The organism is Cupriavidus taiwanensis (genome assembly GCF_900249755.1).
Taxonomy (GTDB): domain Bacteria; phylum Pseudomonadota; class Gammaproteobacteria; order Burkholderiales; family Burkholderiaceae; genus Cupriavidus; species Cupriavidus taiwanensis_D.
In genome coordinates, this window is the sequence record NZ_LT976853.1 from 2,526,551 (window position 1) to 2,539,041 (window position 12,491).

Genomic DNA, 12,491 nt, shown 5'->3' on the forward strand with positions numbered 1-12,491 from the left:
TTGTGCCATGCAGGCAGGCTCGCGGCCTGCCGCCATATCAGCGGGCCGCGAGCGCATCCAGCGCCAGGTTCAGCTTGAGCACGTTGACGCCGGCCTCGCCCAGCACCGGCAGCAGCGGCCGCTCGGTATGCGCGGCGATCAGCGCGCGCACCTGCGCCAGCGGCAGGCCCCGCGCCCGCGCCACGCGCGCCGCCTGGTACTCGGCCGCGGCGACGCTGATATGCGGGTCCAGGCCGCTGCCGGACGCAGTCACCAGGTCGACCGGCACCGGCGCCGTGTTGCCGGGATCGGCCGCGCGCAGCGCGTCGAGGCGCGCGCGTGCCGCGTCGGCCAGCGCCGGGTTCGAGGGCCCCAGGTTGGAGCCGCCGGACGCGCCGCCGTTGTAGGGCATCGGCGCGGTCGCCGAGAGCCGGCCCCAGAAGTCGCCGGGCGCGGAGAACGGCTGGCCGATCAGCTCGGATCCCAGCACCTTGCCGTCGCGCATGATCAGCGAGCCGGCGGCCTGGTGCGGGAATGCCGCGGCGGAAATCGCCGTGATCGCCGCGGGGTACAGCAGGCCGGTCAGCAGCGACAGCGCCAGCAGCATCACCAGCGCCGGGCGCAGCAGGCCGCCCTGCCCTTCGGTTTGCGCATCGCGCGCGGGATCGATCGTGACGGGATGGGACATGGTTGCTCCGGAAATGGGTTGCATCGGTCAGGCCCAGCCCATCGCGGCCAGGCCCATGTCGATCAGCTTGATGCCGGCAAATGGCACCGCGATGCCGCCCAGCCCGTACACCAGCAGGTTGCGGCGCAGCAGCGCGGCGGCGCCGAGGGCGCGGTAGCGCACGCCGCGCAGCGCCAGCGGGATCAGCACCACGATGATCAGCGCGTTGAAGATCACCGCCGACAGGATCGCGGAAGACGGCGTGGCCAGCCCCATCACGTTGAGCAGTCCGAGCTGCGGATAGGTGGTGGCAAAGGCCGCGGGAATGATCGCGAAATACTTGGCGAGGTCGTTGGCCACGCTGAAGGTGGTCAGCGCGCCGCGCGTCATCAGCATCTGCTTGCCGATGCCGACGATCTCGATCAGCTTGGTGGGATTGCTGTCGAGGTCGACCATATTGCCGGCCTCGCGCGCGGCCTGCGTGCCGCTGTTCATGGCGACGGCGACGTCGGCCTGCGCCAGCGCCGGGGCATCGTTGGTGCCGTCGCCGGTCATCGCCACCAGCCGCCCCTCGGCCTGGTACTGGCGGATCAGCGCCAGCTTGGTCTCGGGCGTGGCTTCGGCCAGGAAGTCGTCGACGCCGGCCTCGGCGGCAATCGCCGCGGCGGTCAGCCGGTTGTCGCCGGTGATCATCACGGTGCGGATGCCCATGCGGCGCAGTTCGCCGAAGCGCTCGCGGATGCCGCGCTTGACCGTGTCCTTCAGCTCGACCACGCCCAGCACGCGCACCTCGGCCCCGGCCAGCTCGGCCACCACCAGCGGCGTGCTGCCGGCGCGCGCGACGTCCTCGACCGCATGCGTGACCGCATCCGGGAACTTGCCCGCCTGCTGGGCCACGTAGCGGCGCACCGCGTCGGCCGCGCCCTTGCGCACGCTGCGCCGGGACGCGCCCTCGTCCAGGTCGACGCCACTCATGCGCGTCTGCGCGCTGAACGGCACGAACACCGGCCGCGCCGCGCCCATGGCGGGCGCCTCGACGCCGGCCTGCTGCCGCGCCAGCGCCACGATGCTGCGGCCCTCCGGGGTTTCATCGGCCAGCGAAGACAGCCACGCGGCCGCGGCCAGCTGGCGCTCGGTCACGCCCGGCGCCGGCAGCAGCCGTGCCGCCTGGCGGTTGCCCAGCGTGATCGTGCCGGTCTTGTCGAGCAGCAGCACGTCGACGTCGCCGGCGGCCTCGACCGCGCGGCCCGAGGTGGCGACCACGTTGGCCGCCATCATGCGGCTCATGCCGGCCACGCCGATCGCCGACAGCAGCCCGCCGATGGTGGTCGGGATCAGGCATACCAGCAGCGCCACCAGCACGGTCACTGTGACCGGCAGCCCCGCTCCCGTCGCCAGCACGCTGTAGGCGGAGAACGGCAGCAGCGTGGCGGTGGCCAGCAGCAGCACCATGGACAACCCGACCAGCAGGATGGTCAGCGCCAGCTCGTTCGGCGTCTTCTGGCGGCGCGCGCCCTCGACCATCGAGATCATCCGGTCGATAAAGCTTTCGCCGGGATTGGTGGTGATGCGCACCACGATCCAGTCCGACAGCACGCGCGTGCCGCCGGTGACGGACGAGAAGTCGCCGCCGGATTCGCGGATCACCGGCGCCGATTCCCCGGTGATGGCGCTTTCGTCGACCGAGGCCACGCCTTCGATGACCTCGCCGTCGCCGGGGATCATGTCGCCGGCCTCGGCCAGCACCACGTCGCCGCGGCGCAGCGTGGTGGCCGGGCGCACCTGCACGGCGCCATTGCGGCGGCCTTCGGCCAGCACGCGCGCGGTCGCGGTGCTTTTCAGCCCGCGCAGCGACGCCGCCTGCTGGCGGCTGCGCCCTTCGGCCAGCGCCTCGGCAAAGTTGGCGAACAGCACGGTGACCCACAGCCAGACCGTGACCGCGACGATAAAGCCCGCGCTTTCGGTGGCATGCGGCAGCGGCGACACCAGCGCGCGCACCGCCAGCAGCGTGGTCAGGATGGCGCCGGCATAGACCACGAACATCACCGGGTTGCGCAGCTGCTCGCGCGGCGACAGCTTGCGCAGCGCCGCGAGCAGCGCCGGGCGCACCAGTTCCGGCGACAGGATGCGGCGCGGCACGCGTGCCGCGTCATGGACGGCGCCGTCGTGGGCGCTGTCAGGGGCGGCCTGGGGCCGCGTGGTCAGGGTATCGGGTTGCATGAGGAGAACGGGTTCGCAAATGGCGATAGTCAGGGCAGGCGATCAGCGCGCGGCGCCGGCCAGCACGCCCTGCAGGTGTTCGGCAACGGGGCCCAGCGCCAGCGCCGGGACATAGGTGAGCGCGCCCACCATCAGCACGGAGCCGGCCAGCAGCACCACGAACAGCGCGCCGTGCGTGGGCATGGTGCCGCCGGTGGCGGGCAGCTTCGGCTTGGCCGCCAGCGAGCCCGCCAGCGCCAGCACCGGGATCACGATCCAGAAGCGGCCGAACCACATCGCCGCGGCCAGCAGCGTGTTGTAGAACGGGGTGTTGGCCGACAGGCCCGCGAACGCGCTGCCGTTGTTGTTGGCCGCCGACGACAGCGCGTAGAGGATTTCGGAGAAGCCGTGCGTGCCCGGGTTGAGCACGCCCGCGCGGCCGGCGCCCGCCATCACCGCCACCGCCGTGCCGAGCAGCACCAGCAGCGGCGTGACCAGGATCACGATCACGGTCATCTTCATCTCGAAGGCCTCGATCTTCTTGCGGAGGTATTCCGGCGTGCGGCCGATCATCAGGCCGGCGATGAACACCGCCAGCACCGCATAGACCAGCATGCCGTACAGGCCCGAGCCAACCCCGCCGAACACCACCTCGCCCAGCTGCATCAGCAGCATCGGCACCATGCCGCCCAGCGCGGTGAAGGAATCGTGCATGGCATTGACCGCGCCGCACGACGCCGCCGTGGTGACCGCCGCGAACAGCGCCGAGGCGGCCACGCCGAAGCGTGTTTCCTTGCCCTCCATATTGCCGCCCCCCTGCAGCGCGGAACCCAGGTGGTCGAGCGGCAGCGCGGACAGCACCGGGCCGGCGTGTTGCTCGGCGAGCGCGGCCAGGCTCGCCATGGCGACGAACAGCAGCGTCATCGCCGCCAGCACGGCCACGCCCTGGCGGCGGTCCTTGACCATCTCGCCGAAGGTAAAGCACAGCGCGGCGGGGATCAGGAAGATCGCCAGCATCTCGATCAGGTTGGTCAGCGCGGTCGGGTTCTCGTACGGATGCGCGGAGTTGGCGTTGAAGAAGCCGCCGCCGTTGGTGCCCAGCATCTTGATCGCTTCCTGCGAGGCCACCGGCCCCATCGGCAGGGTCTGCGTGTGCGCCGTCGCCGGACGGGTCAGCGCCCGGCCCTGGGCATCGGCGACCGGGGCGCCGGCGGCGTCCGTCACCGGCTGGCTGTAGGCCACCGGACGCAGCAGGCTGGCATCGCGATAGCCGCTGAAGTTCTGGATCACGCCCTGGCTGGCCAGCGCCAGCGCGATCGCCGATGCCAGCGGCACCAGCACGTACAGCGTGATGCGCGTCAGGTCGACCCAGAAGTTGCCGATGGCGCCCGCGCGCTGGCGCGCAAAGCCGCGGATCAGCGCGAACACCACCGCAATGCCGGTGGCCGCCGAGACAAAGTTCTGCACCGTCAGCGCCAGCATCTGCGTCAGGTAGCTCATGGTCGATTCGCCGGCATAGCCCTGCCAGTTGGTATTGGCGACGAAGCTCACGGCGGTGTTGAAGGCCGAGTCCGGCGACACCGCGCCGAAGCCCTGCGGGTTCAGCGGCAGCCAGCCCTGCAGGCGCTGCAGCGCATAGACCGCCACCGCGCCGAGCAGGTTGAAGGCGAGCACGGCCAGCGCGTAGCGCCGCCAGCCCATCTGCGCCTGGCCATCGACGCCGGCAAGCCGGTACAGCGCGCGCTCGAACGGCCGGCCCCAGGCGGTCAGCCGATAGCCGCCGTCTTCGACCGCGCGGCGCAGGTAGCGGCCCAGCCACGGCGCCAGCGCCAGCAGGATGACCAGGTAAAGGGCCAGCAGGCCCGGGAAATCGGTCGGCATCAGAACTTCTCCGGACGGCACAGCGCAATCAGCAGGTAGAGGAAGATGGCCACGGCAAGCGCGCCGGCCAGCAGTTCGGTCCAGTCCATCAGCGGCCTCCGCCGGTGGCTGCGTCCGGCTGCGGCCGGTCCGCGGTTGGCGCCGGGCGGACCGGGCCGCACAGCCACGCGCACAGCGCGACCAGCGCGACGCTGGCGGCGCCGAAGGCAATCAGAACGAGCAGGAACAACGCATCCATGGCGAGCACAATCGTGAGTGGCAGACGTCACCCAGATTAGGGATGCGCGGATAAAAACGGGGTAGAAAGACCCGCGGCGGCTGTAAAAACGGTATAAAGACGCCTCGCGGGCCGTGCTCGGGATGGCGGACCGCATAAAGTGCTTCGCACATAACTATCCGGCTGCGCCGCCACGCGCGTGTCGCACTGCATTCTTGACAGTGGCGTCGTATACATGCCATAGTTACGGGCGTATAGCATTCATGGAAACCGGTACTGTCAGGCTCCAGTTGTAATCGGACCTGGCGCTATCACCCCTGACACTGGTTGCACGGACTGAAACGTCCACATCTTTCAGGTTCGCGGGGGCGCACCAGGGCACCAGCCCGGCGTGCAATACCAGTCGCTCCGGCGACCCGCAGTTTCCCCCCGTGTGAACCAGCCGCCCCGGCGGCAATCCCCTAAAGGACTGAATTGACTAAGATCGTCTTGAAACCCGGTGAGCCCGTTGAAGTTGCAATGCGGCGTTTCCGTCGTGCCATTCTGCAGACTGGCCTGATCGTTGAACTCAAGAGCCGTACCGCTTACGAGAAGCCGACGACCGAGCGCAAGCGCAAGAAGAAGGCCGCCGAAGCACGCCTGCGCAAGCGCCTGCGCATGCAGATGCTGCCGAAGAAGATGTACTGATTCCGGTACGCTTCGCTGCCTGGTGATGCCAGGCATAAAAAGCCGCCAGTCCGCTGGCGGTTTTTTTATTGCCGCGCGAACCGGGGCGCGTGCTGCACTGCGCCACCTGAGCGCGGCGCCGATGACCGGCATAATGGCGGATATTGCGCCGTTGCGGCGCCACACCGGACCCTGCCTTGACTGCCATCCTCGAGTTGCGCAAGGTGCGCAAGCAATACGGCGACACGGTCGTGGTCGACGACCTCGACCTCCAGGTTTTCCGCGGCCAGTGCTTCGGCCTGCTGGGCCCCAACGGCGCCGGCAAGACCACCACGCTGCGGCTGCTGCTGGGCCTGACCACGCCGATGGCGGGCACGCTGACGCTGTGCGGCGAGCCCATCCCCGAGCGCGCGCCGCAGGCGCGCATGCGCGTGGGCGTGGTGCCGCAGTTCGACAATCTCGACCCCGACTTCTCGGTGATCGAGAACCTGCGCATCTTCGGGCGCTACTTCGGGCTGTCGTCGGCCGAGATCGAGCGCCGGGTGCCGGGGCTGCTCGAGTTCGCGCGACTGGAAAACCGCGCCGACGCGCAGGTGCGCGACCTCTCCGGCGGCATGCGCCGGCGCCTGACGGTGGCGCGCGCGCTGATCAACGACCCCGACCTGCTGGTGATGGACGAACCCACCACCGGCCTTGACCCGCAGGCGCGCCACCTGATCTGGGAGCGGCTGAAGTCGCTGATGGCCAGCGGCAAGACCATCCTGCTGACCACCCACTTCATGGAAGAAGCCGAACGGCTGTGCAACTACCTGTGCGTGATCGACGGCGGGCGCAAGATTGCCGAAGGCAAGCCGCACGAGCTGATCGACAGCCAGATCGGCTGCGACGTGGTCGAGGTCTATGGCGATGAGCTGGACACGCTGCGCAGCAGCCTGACGCCGCTGGCGCAGCGCACCGAAATGAGCGGCGAGACGCTGTTCTGCTACGTGCGCGAGCCCGCCCCGCTGCTGGCCGCGCTGCACGGCCGGAGCGGCGTGCGCTACCTGCACCGCCCGGCCAATCTCGAGGACGTGTTCCTCAAGCTGACCGGCCGCGAGATGCGGGACTGAACCGAGGGACTGACATGAGCGAACAGGATCCGCGCGCGGACGCCACCGATGCCTCCCCCGCCACCGGCGCGGCAGTGCGGCAGGCCTATCCGCAGCCGCTGCTGCCGCGCAACCTGCGCAACTGGATGATGGTCTGGTACCGCAACTACATGGTGTGGAAGAAGCTGGCCATCCCGTCGATGATCGGCAACCTCGCCGACCCGATGATCTACCTGTTCGGCCTCGGACTCGGGCTGGGGCTGATGGTCGGCAAGGTCGACGGCGTGTCGTATATCGCCTTCCTGGCGGCCGGCACCACCGCGTCCAGCGTGATGATGTCGGCCAGCTTCGAGTCGATGTACTCGGCGTTCTCGCGCATGCATGTGCAGCGCACCTGGGAAGCGATCATGCATGCCCCGCTGACGCTGGGCGACGTGGTGCTGGGCGAGATCGCCTGGGCCGCCAGCAAGGCGGTGCTGTCGGGGCTGGCCATCATGCTGGTGGCGGGCGCGCTCGGCTATGCGCAGATGCCGGGCGCGCTGCTGGCGCTGCCGGTGATCGTGCTGGCCGGCATCGCCTTCGCCGCGCTGGCGATGATCGTCACCGCGCTGGCGCCCAGCTACGACTTCTTCATGTTCTACCAGACCCTGGTGATGACGCCGATGCTGCTGCTGTCGGGCGTGTTCTTCCCGCTGGAACAGCTGCCCGAAGGCGTGCAGGCCGCGACCAACACGCTGCCGCTGGCGCACGCGGTGGCGCTGATCCGTCCGCTGATGCTGGGCCGCCCGGTCGACGGCGCCGGCCTGCATCTGGCGGTGCTGGGCGCCTATGCGGTGGCCGCGCTGGTGGTATGCCTGGTGCTGCTGCGCCGCCGGCTGCTGCGCTGACTCCGCCCGGTGCCAGGCTCAACTACTACTACGAGTTCCATGCAGTCTTTATTTCCCCGCTTGCGTCGCAACCGGCGCAACGATAGCCAGACCTCTGCCACCCTGCCGCGCATCGCGCTGAGGCTGGCGGCCGCCTGCTCCGTCGCGCCGCTGGCCGGCTGCATGGTGGTCGGCGCCACCGTGGCGGTCGGCAGCGCCGCGGTGTCGACGGTGGCGACGGTGGGATCGGCCGCCGTCAGCGTCGCCTCGACCGCGGTCGGCGCGACCTACGACGTCACTGCCGCCGGCGTGAAGGCAGTGGCCGGCAGCGACGAGCCGCCGCCGGAACCGTCACCGGCGGCCCCAGGAACCACCTCGATACAGTAGCGCCTCAGCCGCCCAGGCCGCGCAGCAGGTCGGCCTTCAGGTCCTCGACCGACTCCAGCCCCACCGCCAGCCGGATCAGCCCTTCGCTGACGCCCGCGGCCGCCTTGGCCTCGGGGCTGACGCGCGCGTGCGTGGTGGTGTACGGGTGGGTGATGGTGGTGCGGGTGTCGCCCAGGTTGCCGGTGATCGAGCACAGCCGCGTGTTGTCGATCACGCGCCAGGCGTTGGCGCGCTGCTGCTCGGGCGTGGCGCCCTTGAGCTCGAACGAGACGATCGCGCCTCCGCCGCTTTGCTGGCGCATCGCGATCTGGTGCTGCGGGTGCGATGCCAGCGCCGGGTGGAACACGCGCGCCACAGCCGGGTGCGATTCCAGGAACTGCGCCAGCGCCAGCGCGCTCGCCGAATGGCGCTCCATGCGGATCGCCAGCGTCTCCATGCCCTTGAGCAGCACCCATGCATTGAACGCCGACAGCGTCGGCCCCGCGGTGCGCACGAACGGGAACACCTTGCCCATGATGAAGTCGTGCGAGCCCAGCACCGCGCCGCCCAGCACGCGGCCCTGGCCGTCGATATGCTTGGTGGCCGAGTGCACCACGATGTCGGCGCCAAATTTCATCGGCTGCTGCAGCGCGGGCGAGCAGAAGCAGTTGTCGACCACCAGCAGCGCGCCGGCGTCATGGGCGATGTCCGCCACCGCCGCGATGTCGGCCACTTCGGTCAGCGGATTCGACGGCGTTTCGAGGAAGAACAGCTTGGTGTTCGGGCGCACCGCGGCGCGCCACGCGTTCAGGTCGCTCGGATCGACGAAGGTGGTCTCGACGCCGAACTTGCCGAAGATATTGCTGAACAGCGTCATGGTCGAGCCGAAGATCGCGCGCGAGCTGACCAGGTGGTCGCCGGCCTGCATCGACGACAGCACCACCGACAGGATCGCGCTCATGCCCGAGGCGGTCGCCATGCAGGCCTGCGCCCCTTCCAGCGCGGCCAGCCGCGACTGGAACATCGACACGGTCGGGTTGGTGAAGCGCGAATAGGTGTAGCCCTCTTCCGAGTTGGCAAAGCGCTCGGCGGCTTCGGCGGCGCTGTTGAAGCAGAAGCTCGAGGTCAGGTACATGGCCTCGGAGTGCTCCATGAACTCGCTGCGCAGCGTGCCGGCGCGCACGCCGAGGGTGTCGATGCCGAGCGATTCGGGATTGAGCGGTTGGTTCATGCTGGTGGCGCGGTCGTACCCGCGCGAAGGCGATGGTTTCGACAAGCCGCGCACCGGCCCGTGGGCGGCGCGCGGCCATGAAAAAAGCCCGTGCGATCGAAGGGTCGGATCGACGGGCTTGCTGTTCTGCGAATGGCCTTGGGCTTCAGGCTGTGGCGGCCGGCTTCCGGGGATCGCGGTGCCGGCAAGGCGCTGCGCATCGGGAATCGTTGCTGGCTACCATCTCTTTAGCTGTTTCGGGCTGTACCCGCGTCCGCAAGCTGACTGTCAAATCGACGCCCGGCCATGTTACGGCCGGGCATCGCATTCGTCAACGCGCGCGGCTTACTCGTTGCCGCCGGAGCGCTGCAGGTGCAGCTGCGAGCGCTCGGTGTCACCGCCGGTGCCGTCGCGGTCGGCCTGGCTGCGCGCGGTTTCCAGGCGGTCCAGGTAGGCCTCGTCGATATCGCCGGTGATGTAGCGGCCGTCGAAGCACGAGGCGTCGAAGTCCTTCAGCGCGGGGTTGATGTCGCGCACCGCCTGCTTCATCGCTTCGACGTCCTGGTACACCAGCTTGTCGGCGCCGATGATCTTCGCGATCTCTTCGTGGGTGCGGTTGTGCGCCACCAGTTCGCTGCGGGTCGGCATGTCGATGCCGTACACGTTGGGGTACTTCACCGGCGGCGCGGCCGAGGCGAAGATCACCTTGTTGGCGCCGGCATCGCGCGCCATCTGCACGATCTCGAACGAGGTGGTGCCGCGCACGATCGAGTCATCGACGATCAGCACGTTCTTGCCCTTGAACTCGACGCCCATGGCGTTGAGCTTCTGGCGCACCGACTTCTTGCGCACCGCCTGGCCCGGCATGATAAAGGTGCGGCCGACGTAGCGGTTCTTGAAGAAGCCTTCGCGGTAGTTCACGCCCAGGCGGTTGGCCACCTGCATCGCGGCCGGACGGCTGGAGTCGGGGATCGGCATGACCACGTCGATATCGCCGGCCGACACTTCCTGGCGGATCTTCTCGGCCAGGTAGTCGCCCATGCGCAGGCGCGCGTCATACACTGGCACGCCGTCGATGCACGAATCCGGGCGGGCCAGGTAGACGTACTCGAAAATGCACGGGGTCAGCACCGCGTTGTCGGCGCACAGCTTGGTGTAGAGCTTGCCGTCGAGGTCGATGAAGATGGCCTCGCCCGGCGCCACGTCGCGCTCGAGCTTGTAGCCGATGCCTTCCAGCGCCACGGACTCGGAGGCCACCATCCATTCCTTGCCGGTCGGGGTCTCGACGCTGCCCAGGCACAGCGGGCGGATGCCGAACGGATCGCGCACCGCCAGCATGCCGTAGCCGGCGATCTGCGCGGCGATGGCGTACGAGCCGCGCACGCGGCGGTGCAGGCCGCTGACCGCCGTGAAGATCGTGTCCGGGTCCAGCGCCATGCCATTGCTGGCGCGCTGCAGCTCGTCGGCCAGCACGTTCAGCAGCACCTCGGTGTCCGAATGCGTGTTGATGTGGCGGCGGTCGCGGCGAAACATCTCCTCGCGCAGCTGCTCCCAGTTGGTCAGGTTGCCGTTATGCGCCAGGATCACGCCGTAGGGGGCGTTGACGTAGAACGGCTGCGCTTCTTCCTCGCTGGATGCCGAGCCGGCGGTCGGATAGCGCACCTGGCCGATACCGGCGGCGCCGGGCAGGCTGCGCATGTTGCGGGTGCGGAAGACATCGCGCACCAGGCCGTTGGCCTTGTGCATGTGGAAGGTACTGCCGTTGGCGGTGGCGATGCCGGCAGCATCCTGTCCGCGATGTTGCAACAACAGCAGGCTGTCGTAAATCAATTGGTTGACGGGCGTGGATGACACCACACCGACGATACCGCACATGCCAAGCTCCCAGGAAAGGCTTTGATTCAGGGGCGCAGCCTGGCCCGGCATATCCTCCGGACCCCAAGGCCTGCGTTACTACCAGCCGCGCAACGTGCCCGGCCTCATGTCTTCACGTACTTCGCCAGCTCCGGCGGCAGCCATGGCTTCACCGCTTCCATGGCCTGCATCACATACGGGCGGCTCACCGCATCGCGCCAGAACGGTTCTTCCGGCATTTTCGTCAGGCTGGCCAGCGTCACCATCACCATCACCAGCAGCACGCCGCGCAGCAGGCCGAACATCAGCCCGAGGCCGCGGTCGGCGGGCTTGAGGCCGGTGCTCTCCAGCAATTGCCCGACCACCATGCCGGCCAGCGAGGCCCCCAGCACGGTGCCGATCAGCAGCGCCACGAAGCCCAGCGCGTGGCGCGCCAGCTCGCCGCCCGGCATCGATTCCGGCATCCAGCCCGCGGCCACCGCGCCGTAGCGGAACGCCACCCAGAACGCCACCACCCAGCCGATCAGCGAGAGCACCTCGCGCACCAGCCCGCGCAGCACGCCCAGCAGGCCCGAGGCCAGCAGGATGAAGACCACGGCATAGTCGAAGAAAGTCGGCTGCATCGTTGCTTGCCGGCCGGGGCACACGCACCGGCCGGGGCGCCCTTACTGTTCCACGACCTTCGAGGTCAGCCCCACCGCGCGCACGCGCTTGTCGGCGGCGTCGGCGGCGTCGCGGTCATTGAAGGGACCGGCACGCAGCAGGATGCGCTCGCCATCGGCCAGCACCTTCTTTTCGACATAGGCCGGCACCTTGCTCGCCTTGAGCTTGGCCAGCCAGCCCCGGGCGCGCTCTTCGGAAGAAAACGCGCCGATCAGGATCAGGTACTTGCCGCTGCCGGGCTTGGTATCGGCCTTGGACTCGGCCCTGGTCTCGGCCTTCGCTTCAGGCTTCGGCTCGGGCTTGTCGGCGGCAGGCGCGGCGGCCTTCGGCGCATTGACGATTTCCTCGCCGGCATCCAGCGCCGCATCGTTGCGCGCGGCCGGCGCGGGCGGCAGCGGATCGGCCTTGCGCGGCTCGACGCGCGGCTTCTGCGCACCGACACCGTTGGCGACCTTGACCGAGACATCGTCGGACACCGGCCGCGGCTTGGTCTCGAACACGATCGGCAGCACGATCACGGCGGCCACCATCAGCACCACGGCGCCGATCAGCCGGCGGCGCGCGCGCTGCTTCTGCGGGAATTCAGGGTCCAGCGTATCGTCGGCATAGTCGTCGGCCAGGCGGCGCGACGAGGCGATGCCCGCACCCGTGTCGGTGCGCTGGCGCCGCGCACGCTCGGGTGCCGGGTCGTTGCCCTTGCGGGAAGAAAACAGCGAAAGCAGGCCCATAGATTGGTTCGGTGATACGGCCCCGTGGGCCGCTCGTTGCGTTTGCCGCTCAGTGATCGGCCAAGGCCGCCGGGGTTGCCAGCACAGCGTGCGCCGGGGCGCCCGCG

13 protein-coding genes are annotated in these 12,491 nt (G+C 69.1%); 4 read left to right on the top strand and 9 right to left on the bottom strand.

Translation table 11 applies throughout. The features are described 5' to 3' along the window. Positions 1–37: 37 nt before the first annotated feature. The 5 genes from kdpC to CBM2594_RS11580 are packed head-to-tail and all read right to left on the bottom strand — an operon-like array spanning position 38 to position 4,964. Positions 38–667, bottom strand: a complete 630-nt coding sequence (kdpC, locus tag CBM2594_RS11560) for a potassium-transporting ATPase subunit KdpC (protein WP_116356939.1) — start codon at positions 665–667, stop codon at positions 38–40. A 27-nt stretch (positions 668–694) separates the two neighbouring features. Continuing rightward, the gene (gene kdpB / locus CBM2594_RS11565) at positions 695–2,866 is read right to left on the bottom strand and encodes a potassium-transporting ATPase subunit KdpB (RefSeq protein ID WP_116356940.1); all 2,172 of its coding nucleotides are present in this window, start codon (positions 2,864–2,866) and stop codon (positions 695–697) included. A gap of 42 nt (positions 2,867–2,908) precedes the next feature. Next, positions 2,909–4,726, bottom strand: a complete 1,818-nt coding sequence (kdpA, locus tag CBM2594_RS11570) for a potassium-transporting ATPase subunit KdpA (RefSeq protein WP_116356941.1) — start codon at positions 4,724–4,726, stop codon at positions 2,909–2,911. Continuing rightward, positions 4,726–4,815, bottom strand: coding sequence for a potassium-transporting ATPase subunit F (locus CBM2594_RS11575; protein WP_062800936.1), 90 nt, complete (start codon positions 4,813–4,815; stop codon positions 4,726–4,728). Before CBM2594_RS11575 ends, kdpA begins: the two co-directional genes overlap by 1 nt. Then, entirely contained in the window at positions 4,815–4,964 is a 150-nt protein-coding gene (locus CBM2594_RS11580) for a hypothetical protein (RefSeq protein WP_198048120.1), read from the bottom strand. The genes CBM2594_RS11575 and CBM2594_RS11580 overlap by 1 nt, the downstream gene beginning before the upstream one ends. 453 nt (positions 4,965–5,417) lie before the next feature. Between CBM2594_RS11580 and rpsU the strand changes: the two genes are divergently transcribed. The 4 genes from rpsU (at position 5,418) to CBM2594_RS11600 (ending at position 7,950) form a co-directional block, all read left to right on the top strand. Next, positions 5,418–5,630, top strand: a complete 213-nt coding sequence (gene rpsU / locus CBM2594_RS11585) for a 30S ribosomal protein S21 (RefSeq protein ID WP_010814647.1) — start codon at positions 5,418–5,420, stop codon at positions 5,628–5,630. 176 nt (positions 5,631–5,806) lie between these two features. Beyond that, complete coding sequence (gene nodI, locus CBM2594_RS11590; RefSeq protein ID WP_116356942.1) at positions 5,807–6,718, top strand: nodulation factor ABC transporter ATP-binding protein NodI; 912 nt, start codon at positions 5,807–5,809, stop codon at positions 6,716–6,718. A 14-nt stretch (positions 6,719–6,732) separates the two neighbouring features. Continuing rightward, positions 6,733–7,584, top strand: a complete 852-nt coding sequence (locus tag CBM2594_RS11595; protein WP_116356943.1) for an ABC transporter permease — start codon at positions 6,733–6,735, stop codon at positions 7,582–7,584. 39 nt (positions 7,585–7,623) lie between these two features. Next, positions 7,624–7,950: a hypothetical protein gene (locus tag CBM2594_RS11600; RefSeq protein ID WP_116356944.1), complete on the top strand. Its 327-nt coding sequence runs from the start codon at positions 7,624–7,626 to the stop codon at positions 7,948–7,950. 4 nt (positions 7,951–7,954) lie between these two features. Here CBM2594_RS11600 and CBM2594_RS11605 read toward each other — a convergent pair whose 3' ends face one another. From CBM2594_RS11605 to CBM2594_RS11620, 4 genes are all read right to left on the bottom strand, one after another. Continuing rightward, the gene (locus CBM2594_RS11605; RefSeq protein WP_116356945.1) at positions 7,955–9,160 is read right to left on the bottom strand and encodes an O-succinylhomoserine sulfhydrylase; all 1,206 of its coding nucleotides are present in this window, start codon (positions 9,158–9,160) and stop codon (positions 7,955–7,957) included. Between the two features lie 324 nt (positions 9,161–9,484). Further along, positions 9,485–11,014 (bottom strand): amidophosphoribosyltransferase, encoded by a 1,530-nt coding sequence (gene purF, locus CBM2594_RS11610; RefSeq protein ID WP_116356946.1) that lies wholly within the window; start codon positions 11,012–11,014, stop codon positions 9,485–9,487. A gap of 104 nt (positions 11,015–11,118) precedes the next feature. Next, on the bottom strand, positions 11,119–11,616 hold the full coding sequence (locus CBM2594_RS11615; protein ID WP_116356947.1) for a CvpA family protein: 498 nt from the start codon (positions 11,614–11,616) through the stop codon (positions 11,119–11,121). 42 nt (positions 11,617–11,658) lie between these two features. Further along, positions 11,659–12,384 carry an SPOR domain-containing protein gene (locus CBM2594_RS11620; protein WP_116356948.1) on the bottom strand — a complete coding sequence of 242 codons (726 nt, stop codon included), beginning with the start codon at positions 12,382–12,384 and terminating at the stop codon, positions 11,659–11,661. Positions 12,385–12,491: the final 107 nt, after the last annotated feature.

Coding starts and splice junctions, on each gene's coding strand:
- kdpB (WP_116356940.1), bottom strand. CDS start 2,866: ATGCAACCCGATACCCTGACCACGCGGCCCCAGGCCGCCCCTGACAGC.
- purF (WP_116356946.1), bottom strand. CDS start 11,014: ATGTGCGGTATCGTCGGTGTGGTGTCATCCACGCCCGTCAACCAATTG.
- kdpA (WP_116356941.1), bottom strand. CDS start 4,726: ATGCCGACCGATTTCCCGGGCCTGCTGGCCCTTTACCTGGTCATCCTG.
- kdpC (WP_116356939.1), bottom strand. CDS start 667: ATGTCCCATCCCGTCACGATCGATCCCGCGCGCGATGCGCAAACCGAA.
- CBM2594_RS11595 (WP_116356943.1), top strand. CDS start 6,733: ATGAGCGAACAGGATCCGCGCGCGGACGCCACCGATGCCTCCCCCGCC.
- CBM2594_RS11615 (WP_116356947.1), bottom strand. CDS start 11,616: ATGCAGCCGACTTTCTTCGACTATGCCGTGGTCTTCATCCTGCTGGCC.
- CBM2594_RS11575 (WP_062800936.1), bottom strand. CDS start 4,815: ATGGACTGGACCGAACTGCTGGCCGGCGCGCTTGCCGTGGCCATCTTC.
- CBM2594_RS11580 (WP_198048120.1), bottom strand. CDS start 4,964: ATGGATGCGTTGTTCCTGCTCGTTCTGATTGCCTTCGGCGCCGCCAGC.
- CBM2594_RS11620 (WP_116356948.1), bottom strand. CDS start 12,384: ATGGGCCTGCTTTCGCTGTTTTCTTCCCGCAAGGGCAACGACCCGGCA.
- CBM2594_RS11605 (WP_116356945.1), bottom strand. CDS start 9,160: ATGAACCAACCGCTCAATCCCGAATCGCTCGGCATCGACACCCTCGGC.
- CBM2594_RS11600 (WP_116356944.1), top strand. CDS start 7,624: ATGCAGTCTTTATTTCCCCGCTTGCGTCGCAACCGGCGCAACGATAGC.